Below are 18,157 nucleotides of genomic sequence, written 5' to 3' on the forward strand. Positions count from 1 at the left end.
CCCCCCGCCACCGTGGCGAAGGTAGTGGATATGAACGAAGAATCAGCTTCCGGCCCGTCATCGTGGGTGTTGACGGGTCCGAATTTTCCTCGGCTGCCCTCCGGTACGCCGGAACCCTTGCCGCCCGGCTGGGCGCCAGGCTGGAGGTCATCACCTGCATCGGCATGCCCGATTACCTGGTGGTCTCCCGCCTTGAAAGCAGCGAGCACCCGCTAACGGCCGGACTCGAAGACACCGCCAGGCGCCTGGTGGAGGACGCCCTCGGCCGGGCGTTCACCGGCCACCGGCCCACGGCCATCGACGTTACGGTCAGGTTCGGAGCGCCGGGCAAAGTCCTTGTGGACGAGAGCAAGCGCGCGCAACTGCTGGTGGTGGGCAGGCACGGTGAAGGGGGCTTCCCCGGCACATCCATGGGCTCCGTCAGCAAGGCCTGCGCTGCCCGCTCCGTGTGCCCGGTGGTCCTGGTGGGGCAGGAGCCGGACAACGCGTGATGGCCGCGGCAGGCCTCACTGCTGAGCGGGCGGCGGAACTGCTCAAACGCTCCGGACCCAACGTCCTGCCGGGTGAAAAAACAGTCCCGCAGTGGCGCAAGCTGTGGGCGGAACTGACCCACTTCTTCGCCCTCATGCTGTGGGTGGCCGCCGCCCTGGCCTTCGTTGCCGACATGCCGCAACTGGGGGTGGCGATCATCGTCGTCGTGATCGTCAACGGCGTCTTCGCCCACATCCAGCAGGAACGCGCCCAGCACGCGGCGGCCAGGCTGCGCGGCCTGCTGCCCGCCGATGTCCGCGTTCGGCGGGACGGGCAGGTCCGGACTGTCCATGCCAGTGACCTGGTGGTAGATGACGCGGTGCTCCTGACTGCCGGCGACCGGGTCCCCGCCGACGTCATCCTGCTCACGGCCGCTGCGTGTGCCGTTGATGAGTCCATGCTGACCGGCGACAGCGTGCCGGTCCCCAAAACGGGCGGCGACCCCGCCTGGGGCGGAACCTTCCTGGTCAACGGCGACGCCGAAGCCACCGTCACCGCCACGGGGGCCAGCACGCGCCTGGCGGGGATCGCCGCACTGACCAGCGCTGCCGTGGCGCCGCCAACGCCGTTGTCCCTGGAGCTGCGCAGGATCGTGCGGCTGGTGGTCCTGGTGGCCCTGGGCATCGCCGGCCTGTTCTTCCTGGTCTCCCTCCTGGCGGGAATCGCCTGGCGCGACTCGTTCCTGTTCGCCATCGGAGTGGCTGTCGCGCTCGTCCCGGAAGGCCTGCTGCCCACTGTCACCCTGTCCCTGGCGATGGGCGCCCAGCGGATGGCCGCCAGGAACGCACTGGTACGCAACCTGGAGGCTGTCGAAACGCTGGGGTCCACCACCTTCATCTGCACCGACAAGACGGGGACCCTCACCCAGAACCGGATGAACGCCGTCGAGGTCCGCACTCCTGCCGGAACCATCCTGGTGGCGGGGGAGGGATACGAACCCGCCGGAGCCGTGCAGGGCGACGGGCAGGAGGCTGCCGCGGAGGCGGCGCTCGCCGCCCGCGCAGCCTCGCAGGGCAGGGCGGTACTGCGCAACGGCGAGTGGCAGGCTTCGGGCGATCCGATGGAGGCGGCCATCGATGCGTTGGCGCAGCGGCTCGCCGGCGGCACGGTCTCCGGGACGCCGCCCGCGCGACGGCTCGCGTTTGACCCCGTACGACGCCGGGAGTCGGCCATTGTGGGCACGGATCTGTTCTGCAAGGGCGCACCGGAAGCGGTGCTGCCCTTATGCGCGGGCACCACTGCACGCACCGCCGGCGAAGTCGAAGAGATGGCGTCCGCCGGCCTGCGGGTGATTGCGGTGGCACGGCGGAACCTGGCCGGGGTGGCAGGTGACAGGATGACCATGCCCCCGGAAGAGCTGGAACGGAGCATGCAGCTCCTGGGCCTGATCGGCTTGCACGGCCCGGCGTGGCTGACGTCATCAGCACAGCCCGCAGGGCCGGGCTCAAGCTGGCCATGATCACCGGTGACCATCCGGCCACGGCGGTGGCCATCGCCCGCGAGATCGGCCTGGCCGCAACGCCGGAGACGGTGGTGGAAGGCTCCGGGCTGCCTGAGGACGAGCAGATGCTGGGAGCGCTGCTGGACCGGGACGGCATCGTGGTCAGCAGGGTGTCGCCCGAGCAGAAGCTCCGGGTTGCCAAGGCCCTGCAGTCACGCGGATGGACAGCTGCCGCGGCAGGAACGGGAAGGGCCACAAGAGCAGCGCGAAGACGAGGGAGATGGCGGTGATGTAGACCGCCTTGCTGAGGAAGACCACGGAGACGCGCCCCACGTTGCTGATGGCCCGTCGTCCCTCTGCCACAACTGCCGGTAACCTGTCGAAGCGGCCGTCCAGGAGCACCAGCCGGGCCACGGCCTTGGTCGCCGGCGATGCCGTATCCATGGCAATCCCAAGGTCGGCCTCCTTCAGTGCCAGGACGTCGTTGACTCCGTCCCCGGTCATCGCCACCGTGTGGCCGCGCCGCTGCAGCGCCTGCACCATGTCGCGCTTCTGCGCCGGGGTGACGCTGCCAAAGACCTCGTTGTCCTCCATGGCCTGCTCCAGGAGGGCCGGGTCTGTGGGAAGGCTGCGGGCATCGCAGGCTCCGGTGCCAACCATTCCCACGTTGCGGGCCAGGACGGCCACAGTACGCGGGTCGTCGCCGGAGATGATCTTGAGGGTGACTCCCTGGCCACGGAAATAGTCGAGAGTAGCCGCCGCATCCTTCCGGATGTCTTCGCGGAAGGTCAGCAGCAATGCCGGTTCAAGGGTGTCCGGGAAGCCGCCACCTTCGGCGGTGTTCGGCGGCAGGGAACCCGGCACGTGCGCCAGTGCCAGTGTCCGCAGCCCGGTGGCGGCAAGGGTGCCGGCCTTCCGGTGCGCCTCACCCAGCCGGGCTGCAGGTCCCAGGACGGCACTGGGAGCCCCCAGCACCCAGCTGCCTCCGGCACGGCCCGGGGAGGGAAAGGTGACCGAACTCCACTTCCGTGTTGAGTCGAACGGCACGGATGAGGATTCGGCCAGGAGTCCGTCCCCGTGGAAGGCAGCCCCGATGGCTGCGGCCGTGGTGCTGGTTTCCGGCCTGGATCCAAACCACGCCAGGGCATCCTTCCATCCATCGTGAGGTGGCGTCCCGGTATGGTGCAGCGCGTCAAAGGCGATGGCGCCCGTGGACAACGTCCCCGTCTTGTCCAGGCACAGGACATCAACCCGGGCCAGTACCTCCACGGCTGCCAGTTCCTGGACCAGGACCATATGCCGTGAGAGCCGCAATCCGCCCACCGCGAAGGCGACGCTGGTCAGCAGGACCAGGCCGAGGGGAATCATGGCAATCAGGCTCGCCACCACGCCCACTACGGCGCTTACCCAGCGACCGGAACTGACGGCCCCGGCCCAGCCGCCCGCCTCCTGGACCTGCGCGTTCGCGACGAGTACCGCCGTCGGGAGCAGCAGCCAGGTGATGACCTTGAGGACCTTGTCCAGGCCGGTGCGGATCTCGGAAGTGACCAGGGAGAACCGTTTGGCCTCGGCCGCGAGCCGCGCAGCGAAAGTTCCTGCCCCGACCTTGGTTACCACGGCCCGCGCGCTGCCGGCCAGGATCAGCGAGCCGGACAGCAGGTCCGCTCCGGCGGATTTGGGTACCGGCTCCGATTCACCGGTCAGGAGCGACTCGTCCGCCTCGATGAAACCGTTATCGAGGAGCCGCAGGTCCGCCGAAACCTGGTCCCCGGCGCTGAGCAGGAGGACGTCGTCGGTGACCAGTTCCTCTGCCGGGATCAACTGCGGGACCCCATCCCGGATGACCCTGCTGCGGGCGGCCTGGAGGATGGCCAGGCGGTCAAGTGATTTCTTGGCCCGGTACTCCTGGACAATTCCGATGAGGGCGTTGCCCAGGGCCGAAAAGCCAAAGAGCGCATCCCGCCACTGGCCAAGTATGAACAGCAGGATGAAGCTGCCCGCCACGATGCCGTTGAACAGGGTGAGCACATTGGCCCGGACAATCTCCCACAGGCTGCGGCTGGTGGCGACAGGTACGCTGTTGGTTTCGCCCCGGGCGGTCCGTTCCGCGACCCCGGCCGAGCTCAGCCCAGCTTCTTCAGCCTGGTGATGACGGTGGGGCATGGCGGCTGGGCCAGGACGGCGTGGGCGGTGGATCCCAACAGGAGCCTGCTGAAGCTCCCGCGGCCACGGCTGCCCAGCACCAGCAGCCTCGCCGTGGCAGCGGCACGGACCAGCGCATCGGCGGGTTCCATGACGGTCTCGAGGACGTCGTGCACCGCCAGGCCGGGGTAGTCCTGGCGCAGTCCGGCAACAGTCTCGGAGAGGACCACCTGCTCCTCCTCAACGACGTGACGGGCGAAACTGCCGGACGGGAGCCCCGCCCTGATCCACCGGTTGGGACCGGTGAAGGCGTACAGGACCGTGAGCTCCTCGCCCAGCGCGTCTGCCTCGGAAGCAGCGAAGGCGACGGCCTGGGTGGCCTGTTCTGACCCGTCGACGCCAACCACGATGCCCCGGCCATCAGCCTTCCCCGGGCCAATGACGGCCACCGGGCAGTCGGCGACCGCTGCCGCCTGCAGGGCCCGGTCCGTCATGGCACCGCGGGATTGCCCGCTGCTGCCCAAAACCAGCATTGCCGCTTTCCCGGAGTAACGGCCCAGGGAGGCGCCGATGCTGCCCTCCAGCATTTCGTGCGAAACCTCCAGGCCCGGTTGCTGGCTGCGGACCCGGTCAGCGGCGTTCTTCAGCAGGTCCTCCCCGGAGGTGCGCAGCACATCGATGTAGGGGAGCGCTTCGAGTGCTTCGCCCGCCATCCAGTGGTCATCCAGGACGGACAGGAGCACCAGCGGCTGCCGGAGCCGTGCGGCGCGGGCAGCCGCCCAGTCCAGGGCTGCCCGGGAGGCCTCGGACTCGGTAACGCCGACGGCGATGGGCTTGGTGGTATCCATGGCTGACCTTTCTGTGGGGGCGCCTGGGTGGGTGTGCCGGGGAGGGTATGCCTGGGGATGCGTGGCCGGAAGACTCAGCGTTCACCGTCAGGGTCCGGCGGTGCCCAGCGGGACGGGGGAGCGATGACGAACCGCCGTCCGGTGATTTCGGCTGGGGTGACGCGGACCAGCCGGTCCTTGGTCCCGGCCTGCCAGGGGGACAGGCGGCCGTCGCTGGCCTCCTGGTGCGATGCGGCGTCGTCCGCCGCAACGGCGCGGCCTTTGACCACCACGCTCCAGGCGATGGTGCCGTACTGGTTGAATCCGTCGGCCTCCAGGGACACGGCCTGGCCGTCTGGCAGCGAATCCAGTTTGGTTCCCTCGCCGGTGCGGATGAGCACCGTGCCGTTGCTCGGAACAAAGTTGACCGGCAGGATTTCAACGGTGTCCCCATGCGGGAAGGCGATCCTGCACACCGGCGTCGACTCCAGGTATTTCCAGCACTCATGAACGCCCAGAATTTCCGCTTCCGCTTCCACAGCACCTGTATCCATGGCCGTAGCTTAGGTCCGGGAATCCAGGCAGGGTAGGGAAGAAGGTCCCGGTGCGTGAATTATGCGGGCCGCGGGCATTCCCCCGCCCCTTGATCCTCTCCTAGGATGGTGCCAAGCCCCCTGTTGCGTGCCCAGGCGCAGGCGGGTCCGCCGGGGATGCATCACCCTTGACGCTGCACAGCTGCTGGACGCCTGCAATGGAGCAGGCCGCTTCAACAGGAGGTCCGACGTGAGTACTGAGCCGTGGCGTTCGCCCATGCGGGAGCGCGCCGAAGACCTCCTCCGCGACTTTGTCTCCCGCGCCGACGAACTGCTGCAGACCCAGGACAGGATGAACGGCCTGCTCTCCGCCGTCGTGGGCCTGGCCGAAGACCTCAGCCTCGAAACCGTGCTCGACAGGCTTGTCCGCTCGGCCTGCGAACTGGTGGGTGCGCGCTACGGCGCACTGGGCGTCATTGGTGAGGACCGCAGCCTCAGCCACTTCATCACCGTAGGCATCGATGAGCAGGGCATCAGGTCCATCGGGGACCTGCCCACCGGGCACGGGGTGCTGGGACTGCTGATCCGGGAACCGCGGCCGCTGCGCCTCCACGACCTGGGCCAGCACCCCATCGCTTCCGGTTTCCCGCAGAACCATCCCCCCATGAAGACCTTCCTCGGCGTCCCTGTGCGGGTCCGCGACGTCGTCTTCGGCAACCTCTACCTCACGGAAAAGAGCGGCGGGCTGGATTTCACGCCTGAGGATGAGGACCTGGCAGTGGCGTTGGCCGCAGCGGCCGGCGTGGCGATCCAGAATGCCCGCCATTTCGATGACAGCAGGCGCCGGCAGAAGTGGCTGGAAGCCGGGATGGAGCTGAGCAGCCGGCTGATTGTCACGCCCAGGCCCGGGGACGCGGAGAACCTGGACCTGGTGTCGGAGACAGCATTGCGGGTTTCGGATTCAGCCCTCGCCGTGATCGCTGTGCCCGCCGGTGACGGCGCCCTGCGCTGCCGTTCCTCGCTCGGCGTCCAGAGCCTGCAGGCGGGCCGGGAGATCAAGGCTTCCGGCGTCGTCGACGACGTCATCAGCACGGGGAAGTCCGTGATGGTACGGGATCCCCAGCAGGTTTTTGACGACGGCGTCGTCGAAAAGCTCGGCCCGGTGCTGGTCTGCGCGCTTGGCCACAGCGGAAGCGACAACGGCGTGCTGATCCTTGCCCGGACGTCTGGTTCGGGCCCATTCACCCAGGCGGAGGTGGAGTCCAGTGCATTATTCGGCAGCCGGATCGGGCTGGCGCTCGACCTTGCCCGGGTCCACGCCCTCCGTGAACAGAACCTCCTGTTCACGGACAGGGAACGGATAGCCCGCGATCTGCACGACCTGGTGATCCAGCGCCTGTTCGCCGCAGGCCTGAGCATCCAGAGCCTCCGCCGCTACACACCGGATCCGGTGGCCCATGAACGGATCGCCGCCGTCACCGCCGAACTGGATGACACCATCCGGAAGCTCCGCGACACCATCTATTCGCTGCGGACCGGCGGCAACCAGGAACCGCTGACCGGCCGCATCCTCAAGGTGGCCGAAGAGACATCCCGGGGTTACGCCGTCGTGCCCAACGTCGCCTTCAGCGGCCCTGTTGACGACACCATCCCTGAGGACGTGGCCGGGCACCTGCTCTCCGTCCTGTCCGAAGGCCTGAGCAACGCAGCGCGCCACTCCGGTGCAGCTGAGATCCGCGTGGCGGTGACGGCGTCCGCGGATGACGTGGAGCTGGTCATTTCGGACAACGGATGCGGCTTTGACGAGCCGCCGCTGACCAGCGGGCTGGCCAACATGCGGCACAGGGCGGAGCTGCTTGGGGGCAGCTGCAGCATAGACAGCGAACCGGGCAAGGGGACCCGGGTCCGGTGGCGTGTGGGACTGGCCTGACGGTGCCCGGCCGCGTCAGTGTGCTTCCTGGTTGTTCCTGGTGACGAACACGGCCGCCTGTGTCCTGCGCTCGAAGCCGAGTTTGGACAGTATGGACGAGACATAGTTCTTGACGGTCTTCTCGGCCAGGAACAGCTCATCACCGATCTGGCGGTTCGTCAGGCCCTGCCCCACCAGGGACAGCACCTTCTTCTCCTGCGCACTGAGTCCTTCCATCCTCGGGTCCGTCGGGGTCCGGGCCAGTCCGGAGACAATCCGTTCCCGCACCCCGGGCTCGAACAGGGAGGCGCCTGTGGCGGCCTTGCGGATACCGGCCAGGAGGTCATCGCTCCTGATTTGCTTGAGGATGTAGCCCGCAGCTCCGGCGAGGACGGCTCCCCGGATGGCCTGTTCGTCGTCGTAGCTGGTCAGGATGAGGCAGTTCAGCCGCGGATCGAGCGAACGGACGTCGCGGCAAACCTCGATCCCGGTGCCGTCCGGCAGACGCCCGTCCAGGATGGAAATGTCCGGGCGAAGCGCCGGGATCCGGCGGGTGGCCTCGGCGGCCGATCCGCTTTCGCCGACCACCACGAATCCTTCACCTTCCAGCAGGTCCTTCAACCCCTGCCGGACAAGTTCGTGGTCATCGAGGATGAACACGCGTAGCGGTTCCTGCGGATTTCCAGCTTCCCCCGAGTCACTCTCAAGCCTTTGCACGTTACGCTCCCGTTTTCATAAGGACCACGCCTGCACCCGCTGCGCTGTGCGGGCAGCCCCGGGAGGGGCAAGTACCATTCTTGCGCCCGTTGTCCGCGGATGTAAGGGACCAAAGTCGGAAAGTACCGGATCTTGCGGTGGCTGCCCGGTGACCAAAGGCCCTACCCGGCCGGCTGCACCTTCAGCAGGGTTGGAACAGGCGTGCATCGGCATAGGGAACGGAGCCCACCATGGAAGCCGGCGGAGGGCAGCCCAGGATCATTGTGGGCGTGGATGGATCGGACGCTTCGGTCCAGGCGCTGCGGACTGCCCGCGCTTTGGCGGGGCCGCTGGACGCCGCTGTGGAGGCATGGGCGTGCTGGGATGTTCCCGCCGGTTTCGGGCTATACCTGGCCGTTGGCATCGACGGATTCGAGTTCGCGGCCAAGCAGGCGCTCCATGATGCTTTCGGATCGGCGGTGCCACCGGAAATCCGCGGGCGGCTCCTGCGGGGCAGCGCAGCGCACCTCCTGATTGACGGCAGCAGGGAAGCTGCTCTGTTGGTGGTTGGCCGGCACGGGCACGCTGGTTTCGTCCCGGGCTCGGTGAGTTCCGCTTGCGTGGGCCATGCCCACTGTCCGGTTTTGGTGGTTCCGGCCCGGGCGGAAGCGGCCGACGCCGGGCGCTGACCCGTGTCGCGCTCCGCGCCGTCCTGACCCGCACCGTCCCGTTCCGCGCCGCTGTCACGCCGTTTCCGCAAGGGCCTCCGGCGTGTGCACCACCAGCACGGGACAGTGGGCGTGTGCCACCAGCGCCGAGCTGACCGAGCCCAGGAGCAGGCCACCGAAGCCGCCGTGCCCGCGCCTGCCCACCACCAGCAGGTCAGCGTCGCGGCTGGCTTCGATGAGCGAATCCCGGGGGTGTCCGCGGACCAGGCTGGCCAAAACGTTCGACGGCGTTTGGTCACCGTAGGCGGTCCTGACCGCCTCGTCGAGGATCTGGCCGGCCCGCTCCTCGAATCCCTCGATGCCCATCAGCATGTAGCCGGAGTAGGCCTGCGGGTAATCCCAATAGGCACGGGCCTCGACCTTGGCGCCGAGCGGCACCGCCAGGCGCTGCGCCTGCCGCAGCGCCTCGATGGAGGCCTCCGAGCCGTCCACTCCCACCACGATCCGTCCGAACGGTGCTCCGGCAGAACCCATTTCAACTCCTTTAGTGGTTAGTCCCGGCGGTCATGTCCGTGTTGCCCTGCCCGGCGTCTAGGGCTGGGGCGTTGTGCCAGTTCCGGGTACGGGTACTTCCTGCCGGACGGGTTGGCCCGCGGGCGGCGGCGGTTCCCCGGGTCCCTGGTCGAGGCGGAAGGGCGGATATTCGTCCCGCATCAGCGCCGTGTAGGCCATGACGCGATAGATCCAGCGGTTGATGCCCATGATCAGGTCGAACAGCGGGCGCAGGTAGCGGCCTGTGAAGAGGAGCGCCACCACGGCCACCAGAACCAATATCCCCAGCAGCGAAATCCCTGTGCTGCGCTCATACGTGGTTCCCAGATCTGTGGTTTCCGCCCGCGACGTCCAGGCCGTGCCGGCGAGGGCAGCCACGATGAGCAGGTGTGGAATGGCCAGCAGCCACCATTTGACCAGCACGAGTCCCCGGGAAAGCCGCTCCGGATAGTCCACGTCGAAGTCGGCCGGATAATCGGCGTGCGCCAGGGTGAAGGGCGGATAGAGATCCGTGCCGGCGGCGGCATAGGCGTAGAACGCCACCCTCCAGTTCCAGCGCATTACTCCGACGTTGAAGTTGAACAGTGCCCTCGGGAAGCGGCCGGTGAAAAGAATCGCGAACCCGGCCACGATAGTGGTCACTGCGAAGGCGAACCACAGGAAGACAAGCACGACGAAGTGCGGAATTGCCAGGAGCCACTTGACCAGCCACAGGCCCCTGGACAGCCTGGGATCCAGCTCACCGAAAAGCCGGGCCGGGTAAGGCGCCCGGTCCGCCAGTTCTGCCATATGTTGCGTGGGCTCCAGCGCTTGCACCGGAAGTCCCGGTGCACCCGGTCCCTGTGCTGGCGGGCCGGTATGGCGGCCCAGGCCCATGGCCCCGAAGACCAGCAGAGGAACACCGATCACCAAGGCAATGGCGCCGCCCACCAGCAGGCCTGTGGCGGCCGGCCGGATCAGGTCAGACCGGGCCCCGGCCTGCAGCGTTGCTGCCACGCCCTGGCTGGCATCGGCATTCATCAGGACAATCGACCAGTTCCCGGCCGCAAGGTCCCAGGTGAGTTCCTGTTCGCCGGGGCCCGTTGCGGAGGCAGCCCAGAATGTTTGCTGGGCGGGCGCTGCGGGGATGGCAGTGCCGGGTATGTCGCGGTATTCGGCCCGGAACGGCTGCATTTCGACGTCGAGCAGTTCCGAGTGGTAGACGCCGGACAGGTACTTCTCTACGTCGGCCTGGGGCGCGATCCCGATGAAGATTTCCTTAGCGGCGTCCACCGGCGCGGCCCGCAGCCGCAGGGTGCCAAGATCGAAGGGGAGGCGTGGCGGAACACCCTCGCCGATGGCATCGAGCCGGGGCGAGGTCAGGGCGTGCGATGCGACTGACAGCCGCGCCGTGCCGGAGGTAAGGAAACCATCTCCCTGCGCGGTCCCCACCGCCATGGCGACGGCACCTCCGGCGAGCGCTGTGAGGCCCACCAGCGAAAGGAGGATCCCCAGGATGAGCATGATGATTGCTGCGGTTTTTCTCATGGTGTCGCCCCTGGAACTGATGGTGCGGACAGTGTGGAGGGCGGAATCCGGCCCCCTGCCTGGCCGGATTCCATTCCAGGTCAGGCCTTGTTCTTGCCGGCCTGGATCCGGGTGATGACGGTGGGGCAGGGAAGGTGCTTGAGCACCCCGTGGGCAGTGGAACCCAGCAGCAGCCGCTTGATGCCGCCGCGGCCGCGGCTTCCCACCACCAGCATCCTTGCTTCGCCTGCCGCGTGGACCAGCGCGTCCACGGGGTCCCGTTCCGTGTCCATCACCCGGTGCACTTTCAGGTCGGGGTAGTCCTCCTCGAGGCCCGCCACCGTCTCGGAGAGGACCACGCGTTCCTCTTCGGAGACCATCTCGGCCAGGCTGGCCGGGGCCAGCCCGGCATCCGTTACTGGGTCCGGCATCCTGACGGCGTAGACAACGGTGAGCTCATCGCCCTCCCGGTCAGCCTCCGCAGCCGCAAAAGCGACAGCCTGCGTGGCCTCCCGGGAGCCGTCGATCCCCACCACCACGCCGGACCGTCCGGCAAGGTCCTGCGTGCCGACGACGGCCACCGGCACCTTGGCGGAGGCCGCGACCTGCAGGGCCCTGTCTGCCAGGGTTCCGCCCAGGTGTCCGGAGCCGGAACCGATCACCAGCATCGACGCCTTGCCCGAGTACTTCGCCAGCGAACCGCCCACGCTCCCGGTCAGGAGCCGTGTGGTGACCGTGGCCGCTGTTGCGCCCCGGACGCGCCCTGCCGCAGTTTTCAGCAGTTGGTCGCCTGCTTCCTCCAGAACCCCGAACCAGGGATAGGGCTCGGCCACCCAGCGGTCGTCCACGACGTGGAGGACCACCAGCGGTACCCCGGACTTTTCCGCCCGGTGCGCGGCCCACAGCACCGCCGCCTGGCTTTGCGCCGAGTCGTTGGTGGCAACGGCAATCGGTTTACGTGATGTCATGGCCGGCTTCCTGGTCTTTCGTGTGCAGTGATGGGCGGACTCAGGAGGCGGTGGCCGCTCCCAGCGCGGCGCGGCAACAGCACGTCTCCTTGCCTACAAGAGTGGCCGCCCGGCTCCTGCCATCTGTAGGGCCGAAAGTCACGGCTATGGGGGGCACAGTTCCCACCCAAGGGGGTGCTCAGTATGCTTACTATTGTTCGGAAGTACGGATTTACGCTGCATCAAAGTGGGTGCAGCCCCGAGGAAAGGTGTGACCATGAGTGAACAGAACGTTCCGGAGGAAGGCCTGGAAGTCGTTGACGAAAACGACGTGCTGCTCGATGAAACGCCGGGAAGCGCGGCGTCGCAGGAGCTCGATCCCGTGCACGGTGAACCGGACAGCTATCCCGGCGCGGCCGAAAACAATCCGGACCGCTGGCGGGAAGACCCGCTGCTTCAGGGTGAAACCGGCCAATGACATCCAGCGGTCTTCTGCAGGATGCCTTCGTGCGCATCAGCGATGCCGTGACGGAGACGCTTGAGGGGCTGGATGAAGAAGCCCTGCACCGCCGCCCGGCCGGCACCGGCAACCCCATCGCCTGGCTCGTCTGGCACCTGGCCCGGGTGGAGGATGCCCAGGTTGCCGCCGCAGCCGGCATTGAGCAGGTGTGGACGCACGCCGGTTTTGCTGCCCGCTTCGGGCTTCCGCTGGCCAACCGGGACACCGGATACGGGCACACCCGCGGGCAGGTGGACTCGGTCCGCACCACGGCCAGCCTGCTGGGCGACTACTACGAGGCCGTCCACCGGCAGACCATGCAGGTCGTTGGAGAACTGGCGGACCAGGACCTTGACCGGATTGTGGACGCCAACTGGGACCCTCCGGTGACGCTCAGCGTGCGGCTTGTCAGTACCCTCGCCGACTGCCTGCAGCACGTGGGCCAGGCAGGTTATGCGAAGGGCCTGGCGGCCGCAGGCCACGGCAACGGCCGTGCGTGAACTGGTGGTCCTGGGCACCGCGTCCCAGGTGCCCACCCGTATCCGGAACCACAATGGGTACCTGCTGCTGTGGGACGGGGAGGGGCTGCTTTTCGATCCCGGCGAGGGGACGCAGCGCCAGATGATCCACGCCGGCGTTTCGGCAACGCAGGTCACCAGGATCTGCCTCACCCACGTCCATGGCGATCATTGCTTCGGACTCCCCGGCGTACTGTCCCGGATGGCGCTGGACGGCGTCAACCACCCTGTCCACCTGCACTACCCGGCCTCGGGCGATGATGTGGTTCAGGCGCTGGTCTCCGTCAGCACGCCCGGCCTGGACCTGAGGCTCCATCCCCATGGCGCGGCCGGTGAAGTGGCGGACGGCCTGTACATCCGGCCGCTCAGGCACAGGATCGAAACGTACGGGTACCGCCTCACCGAACCCGAGGGCCGCACGTTCCTGCCTGACCGTCTCGCGGCAGCGGGCATCGCCGGGCCAGACGTCGGCCGCCTCCGCCGCGAAGGTACCCTCGCCGGCGTCGGACTCGCCGATGTCAGCGTTCCGCGCCCCGGGCAGCGCTTCGCGTTCGTCATGGATACAGCACCCTGCGACGGTGCCGAAGACCTTGCCGACGGCGCCGACCTCCTGGTTGCGGAATCCACCTTCAGCGACGACGACGGCGGGCTGGCGGGGGAATACCGGCACCTCACCGCCGGGCAGGCCGGGGATTTGGCCGGGCGTGGGAGCGTCCGGACACTGGTGCTCACGCACTTCTCGTCACGTTACGGCAACGACGTCAGCCTCCTGGCCCGGCAGGCGTCCGCCCGCGCCAACGGTGCCACAGTGATCGCTGCCGAAGACCTCCAGCGCATCCGGCTTCCAAACCGCCGCGGGGGCCCACAGTGACCGCGGCGGGGATAGGGTTAAAACCATGACTGCTGCTGCAGAATCGATTGTTGTCCTGGGTGGCCGCTTCGCCCGCGAACTCGAAGAGTTGGCGGTGCCGTGGGCGGCGGAGGAGGCCCCGGACCCCAATCTCCTGGTACTCAACGGACCTCTCGCCGCGGAACTGGGACTCGACCCGGCTTACCTGGGCTCGGAGGAGGGCGTGCGGTTCCTGGTGGGCAACCACGTCCCGGAGGGCGCCACGCCCGTGGCCCAGGCGTACGCCGGGCACCAGTTCGGCGGCTACTCGCCCCTCCTCGGTGACGGCCGCGCGCTGTTGCTGGGTGAGCTGGAGGATGCCCGCGGACTGTTGCGGGACCTGCACCTGAAGGGCTCCGGCCGCACGCCTTTCGCCCGCGCCGGTGACGGCCGTGCCGTCGTCGGGCCCATGCTCCGCGAATACGTGGTCAGCGAAGCCATGCACGCCCTTGGCATCCCCACCACCCGTTCCCTCGCCGTCGTGGCTACCGGACGGCAGGTGCGCCGGGATGACATGCTGCCCGGTGCCGTGCTGGCGCGGGTTGCCGGCAGCCACCTCCGGGTGGGCAGTTTCCAGTATGCGCGGGCCACGGAAAACATGGAGCTGCTGCGCCGGCTGGCGGACCACGCCATCAGCCGCCACTATCCGGACGCCGCTGCGGCGGAGAACCCCTACCTCGCGCTTTACCGTGCAGTGGTGGCCGCGCAGGCCTCGCTTGTGGCGCAGTGGATGCTGGTGGGGTTTGTCCATGGCGTGATGAATACAGACAACATGGCCATTTCCGGCGAAACAATCGATTATGGCCCCTGCGCCTTCATCGACGCCTTCAACCCGTCCGCTGTGTACAGCTCCATCGACGTTGGTGGCCGGTATGCCTATGCCAACCAGCCAGTCATGGCCGAATGGAACCTGGCCCGCCTCGCAGAAGCCATGCTGCCGCTCATCGACGAAGACCAGGAGGCGGCGGTCCCCCTGGCCGTGGAGGCGCTGGGCGGTTTCCGGCGGCACTACAGTGCCGCCTGGTCCGGCGGCATGGCCGCCAAGCTGGGCCTTGCTGCGGGGAAGCCGGAAACGGCGGAAGCCGCGGAGGTCTCGGACCTGGTGGACGGCGTTACCGGCATCCTCAAGGACGGCCCCGTGGACTACACGCTCTTCTTCAGGAATTTGGCCAAGGCCGCCCGGGGTGACAGCCGGCCCGTCCGCGGGATGGTCATGGACCTGGGTGCGTACGATGCCTGGGCCGAACGCTGGCAGAAGCTGGGGCCGGATGCCGGGCTGATGGACCGCACCAATCCCGCATACATTCCCCGGAACCACCTGGTGGAAGAGGCGCTGTCCGCGGCCACCGGCGGGGACCTGGCCCCACTGCACCGGCTGCTGGCAGCGGTGACGGCGCCGTACAGCGAACGCCCGGGCCTCGAACGGTACGCCGAAGGCGCCCCGGAAGACTTTGGGACGTACATGACCTTCTGCGGCACCTGAGCCTGGAAGGGCAGCCAAAAGGGCGGCAGCCGGAATATCCCGGCTGCCGCCCTTTCGCAGCTCTATGTGCTGAAGCTACATACCCGGCAGGCTATGCCACCCGTACGTACGAGGCCGCACCAACCCAGCTGACGGAGTGCACCTGGGTCTGGCTGCCGTTGACGCCGCCGCTGACCATCTGGCCGTCACCGGCGTACACGCCGACGTGGCCGGCTGAGATGACGAGGTCGCCCGGGGCGGGGGTGCCCACCACGGTGCCGTACTGGTAGAACTGGCCGGGAGCCAGGTCGCCGACGGACTTGCCGACGGCACGCAGGGCCTTCTCCACCATGGCGGTGCAGTCCTGGGTGACACCAACCTGGCCGTAAGCGTTGGCCAGGATGGCAGCGCCGGTGCCCGAGCCGGTGGCCGCCGGGGTTGCGGAGGCGTAGCCGAGGTTCATGCCGGTGTTGGCAGGAGCGGCGGCGCTTGCGGTCTGGACCGGTGCCGCGGCCGGAGCGACAGCCGGAGCGGCAGGTGCTGCGTAGCCGGCGCCGGGGATGGCGATCTGGTCACCGGGGTAGATGATCGAGGAAACGTCGAGGCCGTTGGCTGCCAGGACGTCGTTCAGGCCAACCCCGTAGGCGGACGCAATGGCGCCAAGGGTGTCACCGGAAACAACCGTGTGGACGTTGCCGGCAGCGGCGGCCGGTGCGGCGGCCACGGGCGCGGCAGGAGCCGAGTACGCCTGGACGTTAGTGGTTTCGGTGCTGTCCGGGCCGGTCACGCCTGCATGTGCCGGAGCTCCGACGCCGAACGCAATGCCCGATGCTGCGGCTACTGCCAGTGCCGGGCGTCCGAAGGTCCGGGCCTGGGCCTTGGCCGTAACGGCCAGACCCTGCAGGGCGATGGAGCCGGCCGGAGTAGCGCGGTGACGGGCGGTGGTGAAATTTTTTGACACGGTTGGTCGCCTCTCCCATGCCTGCGGGGTGAGCTGTCGGGTTCGGGCTGGAGATGCCCGGCCGGTAGCGCGCTTCGTCAGGGACGGAAGGCGATATCGACTTAACCCCAAGGCTTCGGTGAAGCCGCGGAAACTTGGTTCCCCCGTCCCTGCCAGCTGGAAAGCGATTGAATCCCGGTTCAGCGGCAGGGCTCGGCAAGCTGAGGGGAATGTCCCGCTTGGGAGGGACACGTGTACGACCATAACCCGACGTTCACCCGATTGTCACATTTGGATAACATACGAGGTGCTTCTCTCGGATGGACTTATTGCCCAGGGGGCGGCCCGGAACGCCTTGGTGACCTCGGATGATGCCCTGTCCCTAGTCTTTCTGGCAGGCCGACGTAACAAAGTCATAAAGTTGCGCGCGCAGCGGCCCTCCGGCGGCCACTTTCAGCACACCTTCCCGGGCTCCGACGGTAACGCTGAGGGGCAGCAGGGTGCCCACTTTATCTTCCGCAACAGCGTGTGGATCGCACCGGGCGGGACGCACCCGCAGGGGCAGGGCCGTGTCCGGTTCCCCTGGCCTGACCGTTAAGTTCCGTGGCCACGCCCCAACCTCAAACCCGGGCTCAGCCTCCGCCAGCAGGGGAGTGCCGCCCACGCTGTGCAGCGTAAGGGACGGAGCCCCTCCGGTGCCTGTCGGCTGGGGGCTGATGCGAAGGCGTACGACGGCGGTCCGGCCGTCCGCCGCCACCTCAAGGTACGGGTCCAGGGCCAGCCCGGCCACCTTCGCTGCGTCCGCGGCCAGGCAGAGTTCGCTGTTGTTGCGCGGCAACACGCCGAAGGGATCCGGGGCCGGGAGGGTCAGCTCTGCCGGTTGCTGTCCGGCCGCAGTGAAGGACACCGTGGCGCTGGCCTGCGACGATGCCGTTGCCGGGCCGGCGCAGGCCGGAGGCGGAAGCCGTGTGGGCACGCTTTTGGGCTGGTGCGGCGGGAGCTCCAGGCTGCCGGCCTGGGGCGTCCACTCGATGTCCCCGTCGAACAGCGGGGAACTGACGCTCGCCAGGTCAACCCTCAGGAGCCCGTCCGTGGTGTTGGTGAATTGGAGCAGGATATTGTTTTTCCCGTACTGGTCGCGGGACTGGTTTACCTCGATGGTGACCGGTCCGGGGACGGTGGCAGTGGGGGGCGCTGCCGGGGTGGGCTGCTGCGGGGTGCAGGCCGATACTGCCAGTACAGCTGCGGTCAGGAGCGGCAACGTCAGGCGGGCGTTTGTCCGTCTTGCTGTCCGTGCGGTGGCTGGGCCGCGGCGGATTGGTGTGCTGCGTGATGTGCTGGCGCCGGCCATGGGCACAGTCTAGGGCTGCGGCACGGCTTGCGTCTCTGCTGGATAACGATCCGCAAAAGTAAACCCTCAACCTGTGGTTGAGGCCGTAGGCTACGGGACTATGCCCCTGTTCGTTACCAAACCGAAGTCCCCGCTGCTCGGCGGACTTCTGGTGTTTGCCCTACTGGGCCCGGCAGCGCTGGTTCCGGCGTCGGCCGCGGACCGCCCGCCGGAGGGTTACCCCTCCTGGGAGGACGTCCGGCAGGCCAGGGAGTCTGAAGCGGGTACAGCGGCTGAGATCACCCGGATCGGCAACCTCCTCTCCGATTTGCAGGCGGATTCCGAAACGCTTGGCGGCGCGGCCGTGACGGCTGCGGCGGATTACGCCGCTGCCGAGGCGGCACTCACCGCGGCCACCAGCCGGGTCGAAGCCCTGGCGGCGCAGTCGGCAGCGGCAAACGGGGAACTGCAGGCGCACCGCAGGGAGATCGGCGCCCTCGCCGTTCAGTCTTACAAGACGGGTGCAACCACCGCCGGATTCTTCATGGCCCTTGACGCCCTTGAGGCCGGCAGCGTCCACGGACTCAACATGGTGGAGTTGGTGGGCGCGAAGACAGCCGGCCTGGTGGACCGGGCCGCGTCGGCTGCGAAGGTGGCATCGTCCCTGGGCGAACAGGAGAAAGCCGCACGGTCCGAGCGGGAGACCCTGGCCAGGGAGGCTGGAGCCCGGCTTGCCGGGGCCAGGTCGGCCCAGGACGCGGTAACCG

16 protein-coding genes, 2 pseudogenes and 1 riboswitch are annotated in these 18,157 nt (G+C 68.0%); of the genes and pseudogenes, 9 read left to right on the top strand and 9 right to left on the bottom strand.

Translation table 11 applies throughout. The features are described 5' to 3' along the window. Nucleotides 1-62 precede the first annotated feature (62 nt). Nucleotides 63-491 (top strand): universal stress protein, encoded by a 429-nt coding sequence (locus UC32_RS13380; RefSeq protein WP_235423663.1) that lies wholly within the window; start codon nucleotides 63-65, stop codon nucleotides 489-491. Further along, nucleotides 491-2,220: pseudogene (locus UC32_RS13385) on the top strand (cation-translocating P-type ATPase); the annotation flags it as partial. The gene UC32_RS13380 and the pseudogene UC32_RS13385, both read left to right, overlap by 1 nt. Here UC32_RS13385 and UC32_RS13390 read toward each other — a convergent pair. The 3 genes from UC32_RS13390 to UC32_RS13400 form a co-directional block, all read right to left on the bottom strand. Further along, on the bottom strand, nucleotides 2,135-4,135 hold the full coding sequence (locus tag UC32_RS13390) for an HAD-IC family P-type ATPase (protein WP_200896386.1): 2,001 nt from the start codon (nucleotides 4,133-4,135) through the stop codon (nucleotides 2,135-2,137). The pseudogene UC32_RS13385 and the gene UC32_RS13390 sit on opposite strands and share 86 nt — an antisense overlap. Then, a complete protein-coding gene (locus UC32_RS13395; RefSeq protein WP_045731685.1) occupies nucleotides 4,096-4,962 on the bottom strand; it encodes a universal stress protein in 867 nt (288 codons plus the stop codon). Before UC32_RS13395 ends, UC32_RS13390 begins: the two co-directional genes overlap by 40 nt. A gap of 74 nt (nucleotides 4,963-5,036) precedes the next feature. Beyond that, a complete protein-coding gene (locus UC32_RS13400) occupies nucleotides 5,037-5,495 on the bottom strand; it encodes a pyridoxamine 5'-phosphate oxidase family protein (protein ID WP_045731686.1) in 459 nt (152 codons plus the stop codon). Between the two features lie 256 nt (nucleotides 5,496-5,751). Here UC32_RS13400 and UC32_RS13405 point away from each other — a divergent pair, with 256 nt between their 5' ends. Next, nucleotides 5,752-7,404 carry a sensor histidine kinase gene (locus UC32_RS13405; protein ID WP_045731687.1) on the top strand — a complete coding sequence of 551 codons (1,653 nt, stop codon included), beginning with the start codon at nucleotides 5,752-5,754 and terminating at the stop codon, nucleotides 7,402-7,404. A 15-nt stretch (nucleotides 7,405-7,419) separates the two neighbouring features. Here the strand turns inward: UC32_RS13405 and UC32_RS13410 are convergent, their stop codons facing one another. Continuing rightward, complete coding sequence (locus UC32_RS13410; protein ID WP_045731688.1) at nucleotides 7,420-8,043, bottom strand: response regulator; 624 nt, start codon at nucleotides 8,041-8,043, stop codon at nucleotides 7,420-7,422. 287 nt (nucleotides 8,044-8,330) lie between these two features. Between UC32_RS13410 and UC32_RS13415 the strand changes: the two genes are divergently transcribed. Continuing rightward, nucleotides 8,331-8,768, top strand: coding sequence for a universal stress protein (locus UC32_RS13415; RefSeq protein WP_045731689.1), 438 nt, complete (start codon nucleotides 8,331-8,333; stop codon nucleotides 8,766-8,768). Nucleotides 8,769-8,822: 54 nt separating this feature from the next. On the opposite strand, the gene UC32_RS13420 is transcribed toward UC32_RS13415, so the two are convergent. The 3 genes from UC32_RS13420 to UC32_RS13430 form a co-directional block, all read right to left on the bottom strand. Beyond that, nucleotides 8,823-9,281, bottom strand: coding sequence for a universal stress protein (locus UC32_RS13420; RefSeq protein WP_045731690.1), 459 nt, complete (start codon nucleotides 9,279-9,281; stop codon nucleotides 8,823-8,825). Nucleotides 9,282-9,338: 57 nt separating this feature from the next. Further along, nucleotides 9,339-10,826, bottom strand: coding sequence for a DUF4389 domain-containing protein (locus UC32_RS13425; protein ID WP_045731691.1), 1,488 nt, complete (start codon nucleotides 10,824-10,826; stop codon nucleotides 9,339-9,341). A gap of 80 nt (nucleotides 10,827-10,906) precedes the next feature. Then, nucleotides 10,907-11,773 (bottom strand): universal stress protein, encoded by an 867-nt coding sequence (locus UC32_RS13430; RefSeq protein WP_045731692.1) that lies wholly within the window; start codon nucleotides 11,771-11,773, stop codon nucleotides 10,907-10,909. 256 nt (nucleotides 11,774-12,029) lie between these two features. On the opposite strand from UC32_RS13430, the gene UC32_RS13435 reads away from it, so the two are divergent. The 4 genes from UC32_RS13435 to UC32_RS13450 are packed head-to-tail and all read left to right on the top strand — an operon-like array spanning nucleotide 12,030 to nucleotide 15,141. Further along, complete coding sequence (locus tag UC32_RS13435; protein WP_235423664.1) at nucleotides 12,030-12,230, top strand: hypothetical protein; 201 nt, start codon at nucleotides 12,030-12,032, stop codon at nucleotides 12,228-12,230. After that, nucleotides 12,227-12,751: a mycothiol transferase gene (locus UC32_RS13440; RefSeq protein WP_045731693.1), complete on the top strand. Its 525-nt coding sequence runs from the start codon at nucleotides 12,227-12,229 to the stop codon at nucleotides 12,749-12,751. Before UC32_RS13435 ends, UC32_RS13440 begins: the two co-directional genes overlap by 4 nt. Next, nucleotides 12,744-13,640, top strand: a complete 897-nt coding sequence (locus UC32_RS13445; RefSeq protein ID WP_045731715.1) for a ribonuclease Z — start codon at nucleotides 12,744-12,746, stop codon at nucleotides 13,638-13,640. Before UC32_RS13440 ends, UC32_RS13445 begins: the two co-directional genes overlap by 8 nt. Nucleotides 13,641-13,665: 25 nt before the next feature. After that, nucleotides 13,666-15,141, top strand: coding sequence for a protein adenylyltransferase SelO (locus tag UC32_RS13450; RefSeq protein ID WP_045731694.1), 1,476 nt, complete (start codon nucleotides 13,666-13,668; stop codon nucleotides 15,139-15,141). A 91-nt stretch (nucleotides 15,142-15,232) separates the two neighbouring features. Here the strand turns inward: UC32_RS13450 and UC32_RS13455 are convergent, their stop codons facing one another. Further along, entirely contained in the window at nucleotides 15,233-16,081 is an 849-nt protein-coding gene (locus UC32_RS13455) for a C40 family peptidase (protein ID WP_045731695.1), read from the bottom strand. Between the two features lie 3 nt (nucleotides 16,082-16,084). Further along, nucleotides 16,085-16,257: riboswitch (cyclic di-AMP (ydaO/yuaA leader) on the bottom strand. Between the two features lie 185 nt (nucleotides 16,258-16,442). Continuing rightward, a complete protein-coding gene (locus tag UC32_RS13460; protein WP_045731696.1) occupies nucleotides 16,443-17,411 on the bottom strand; it encodes a hypothetical protein in 969 nt (322 codons plus the stop codon). Nucleotides 17,412-17,511: 100 nt separating this feature from the next. On the opposite strand from UC32_RS13460, the pseudogene UC32_RS13465 reads away from it, so the two are divergent. After that, nucleotides 17,512-18,157: pseudogene (locus UC32_RS13465) on the top strand (lytic transglycosylase domain-containing protein); the annotation flags it as partial.

The sequence above is a fragment of the Pseudarthrobacter chlorophenolicus genome (assembly GCF_000962805.1).
GTDB lineage: Bacteria > Actinomycetota > Actinomycetes > Actinomycetales > Micrococcaceae > Arthrobacter > Arthrobacter chlorophenolicus_A.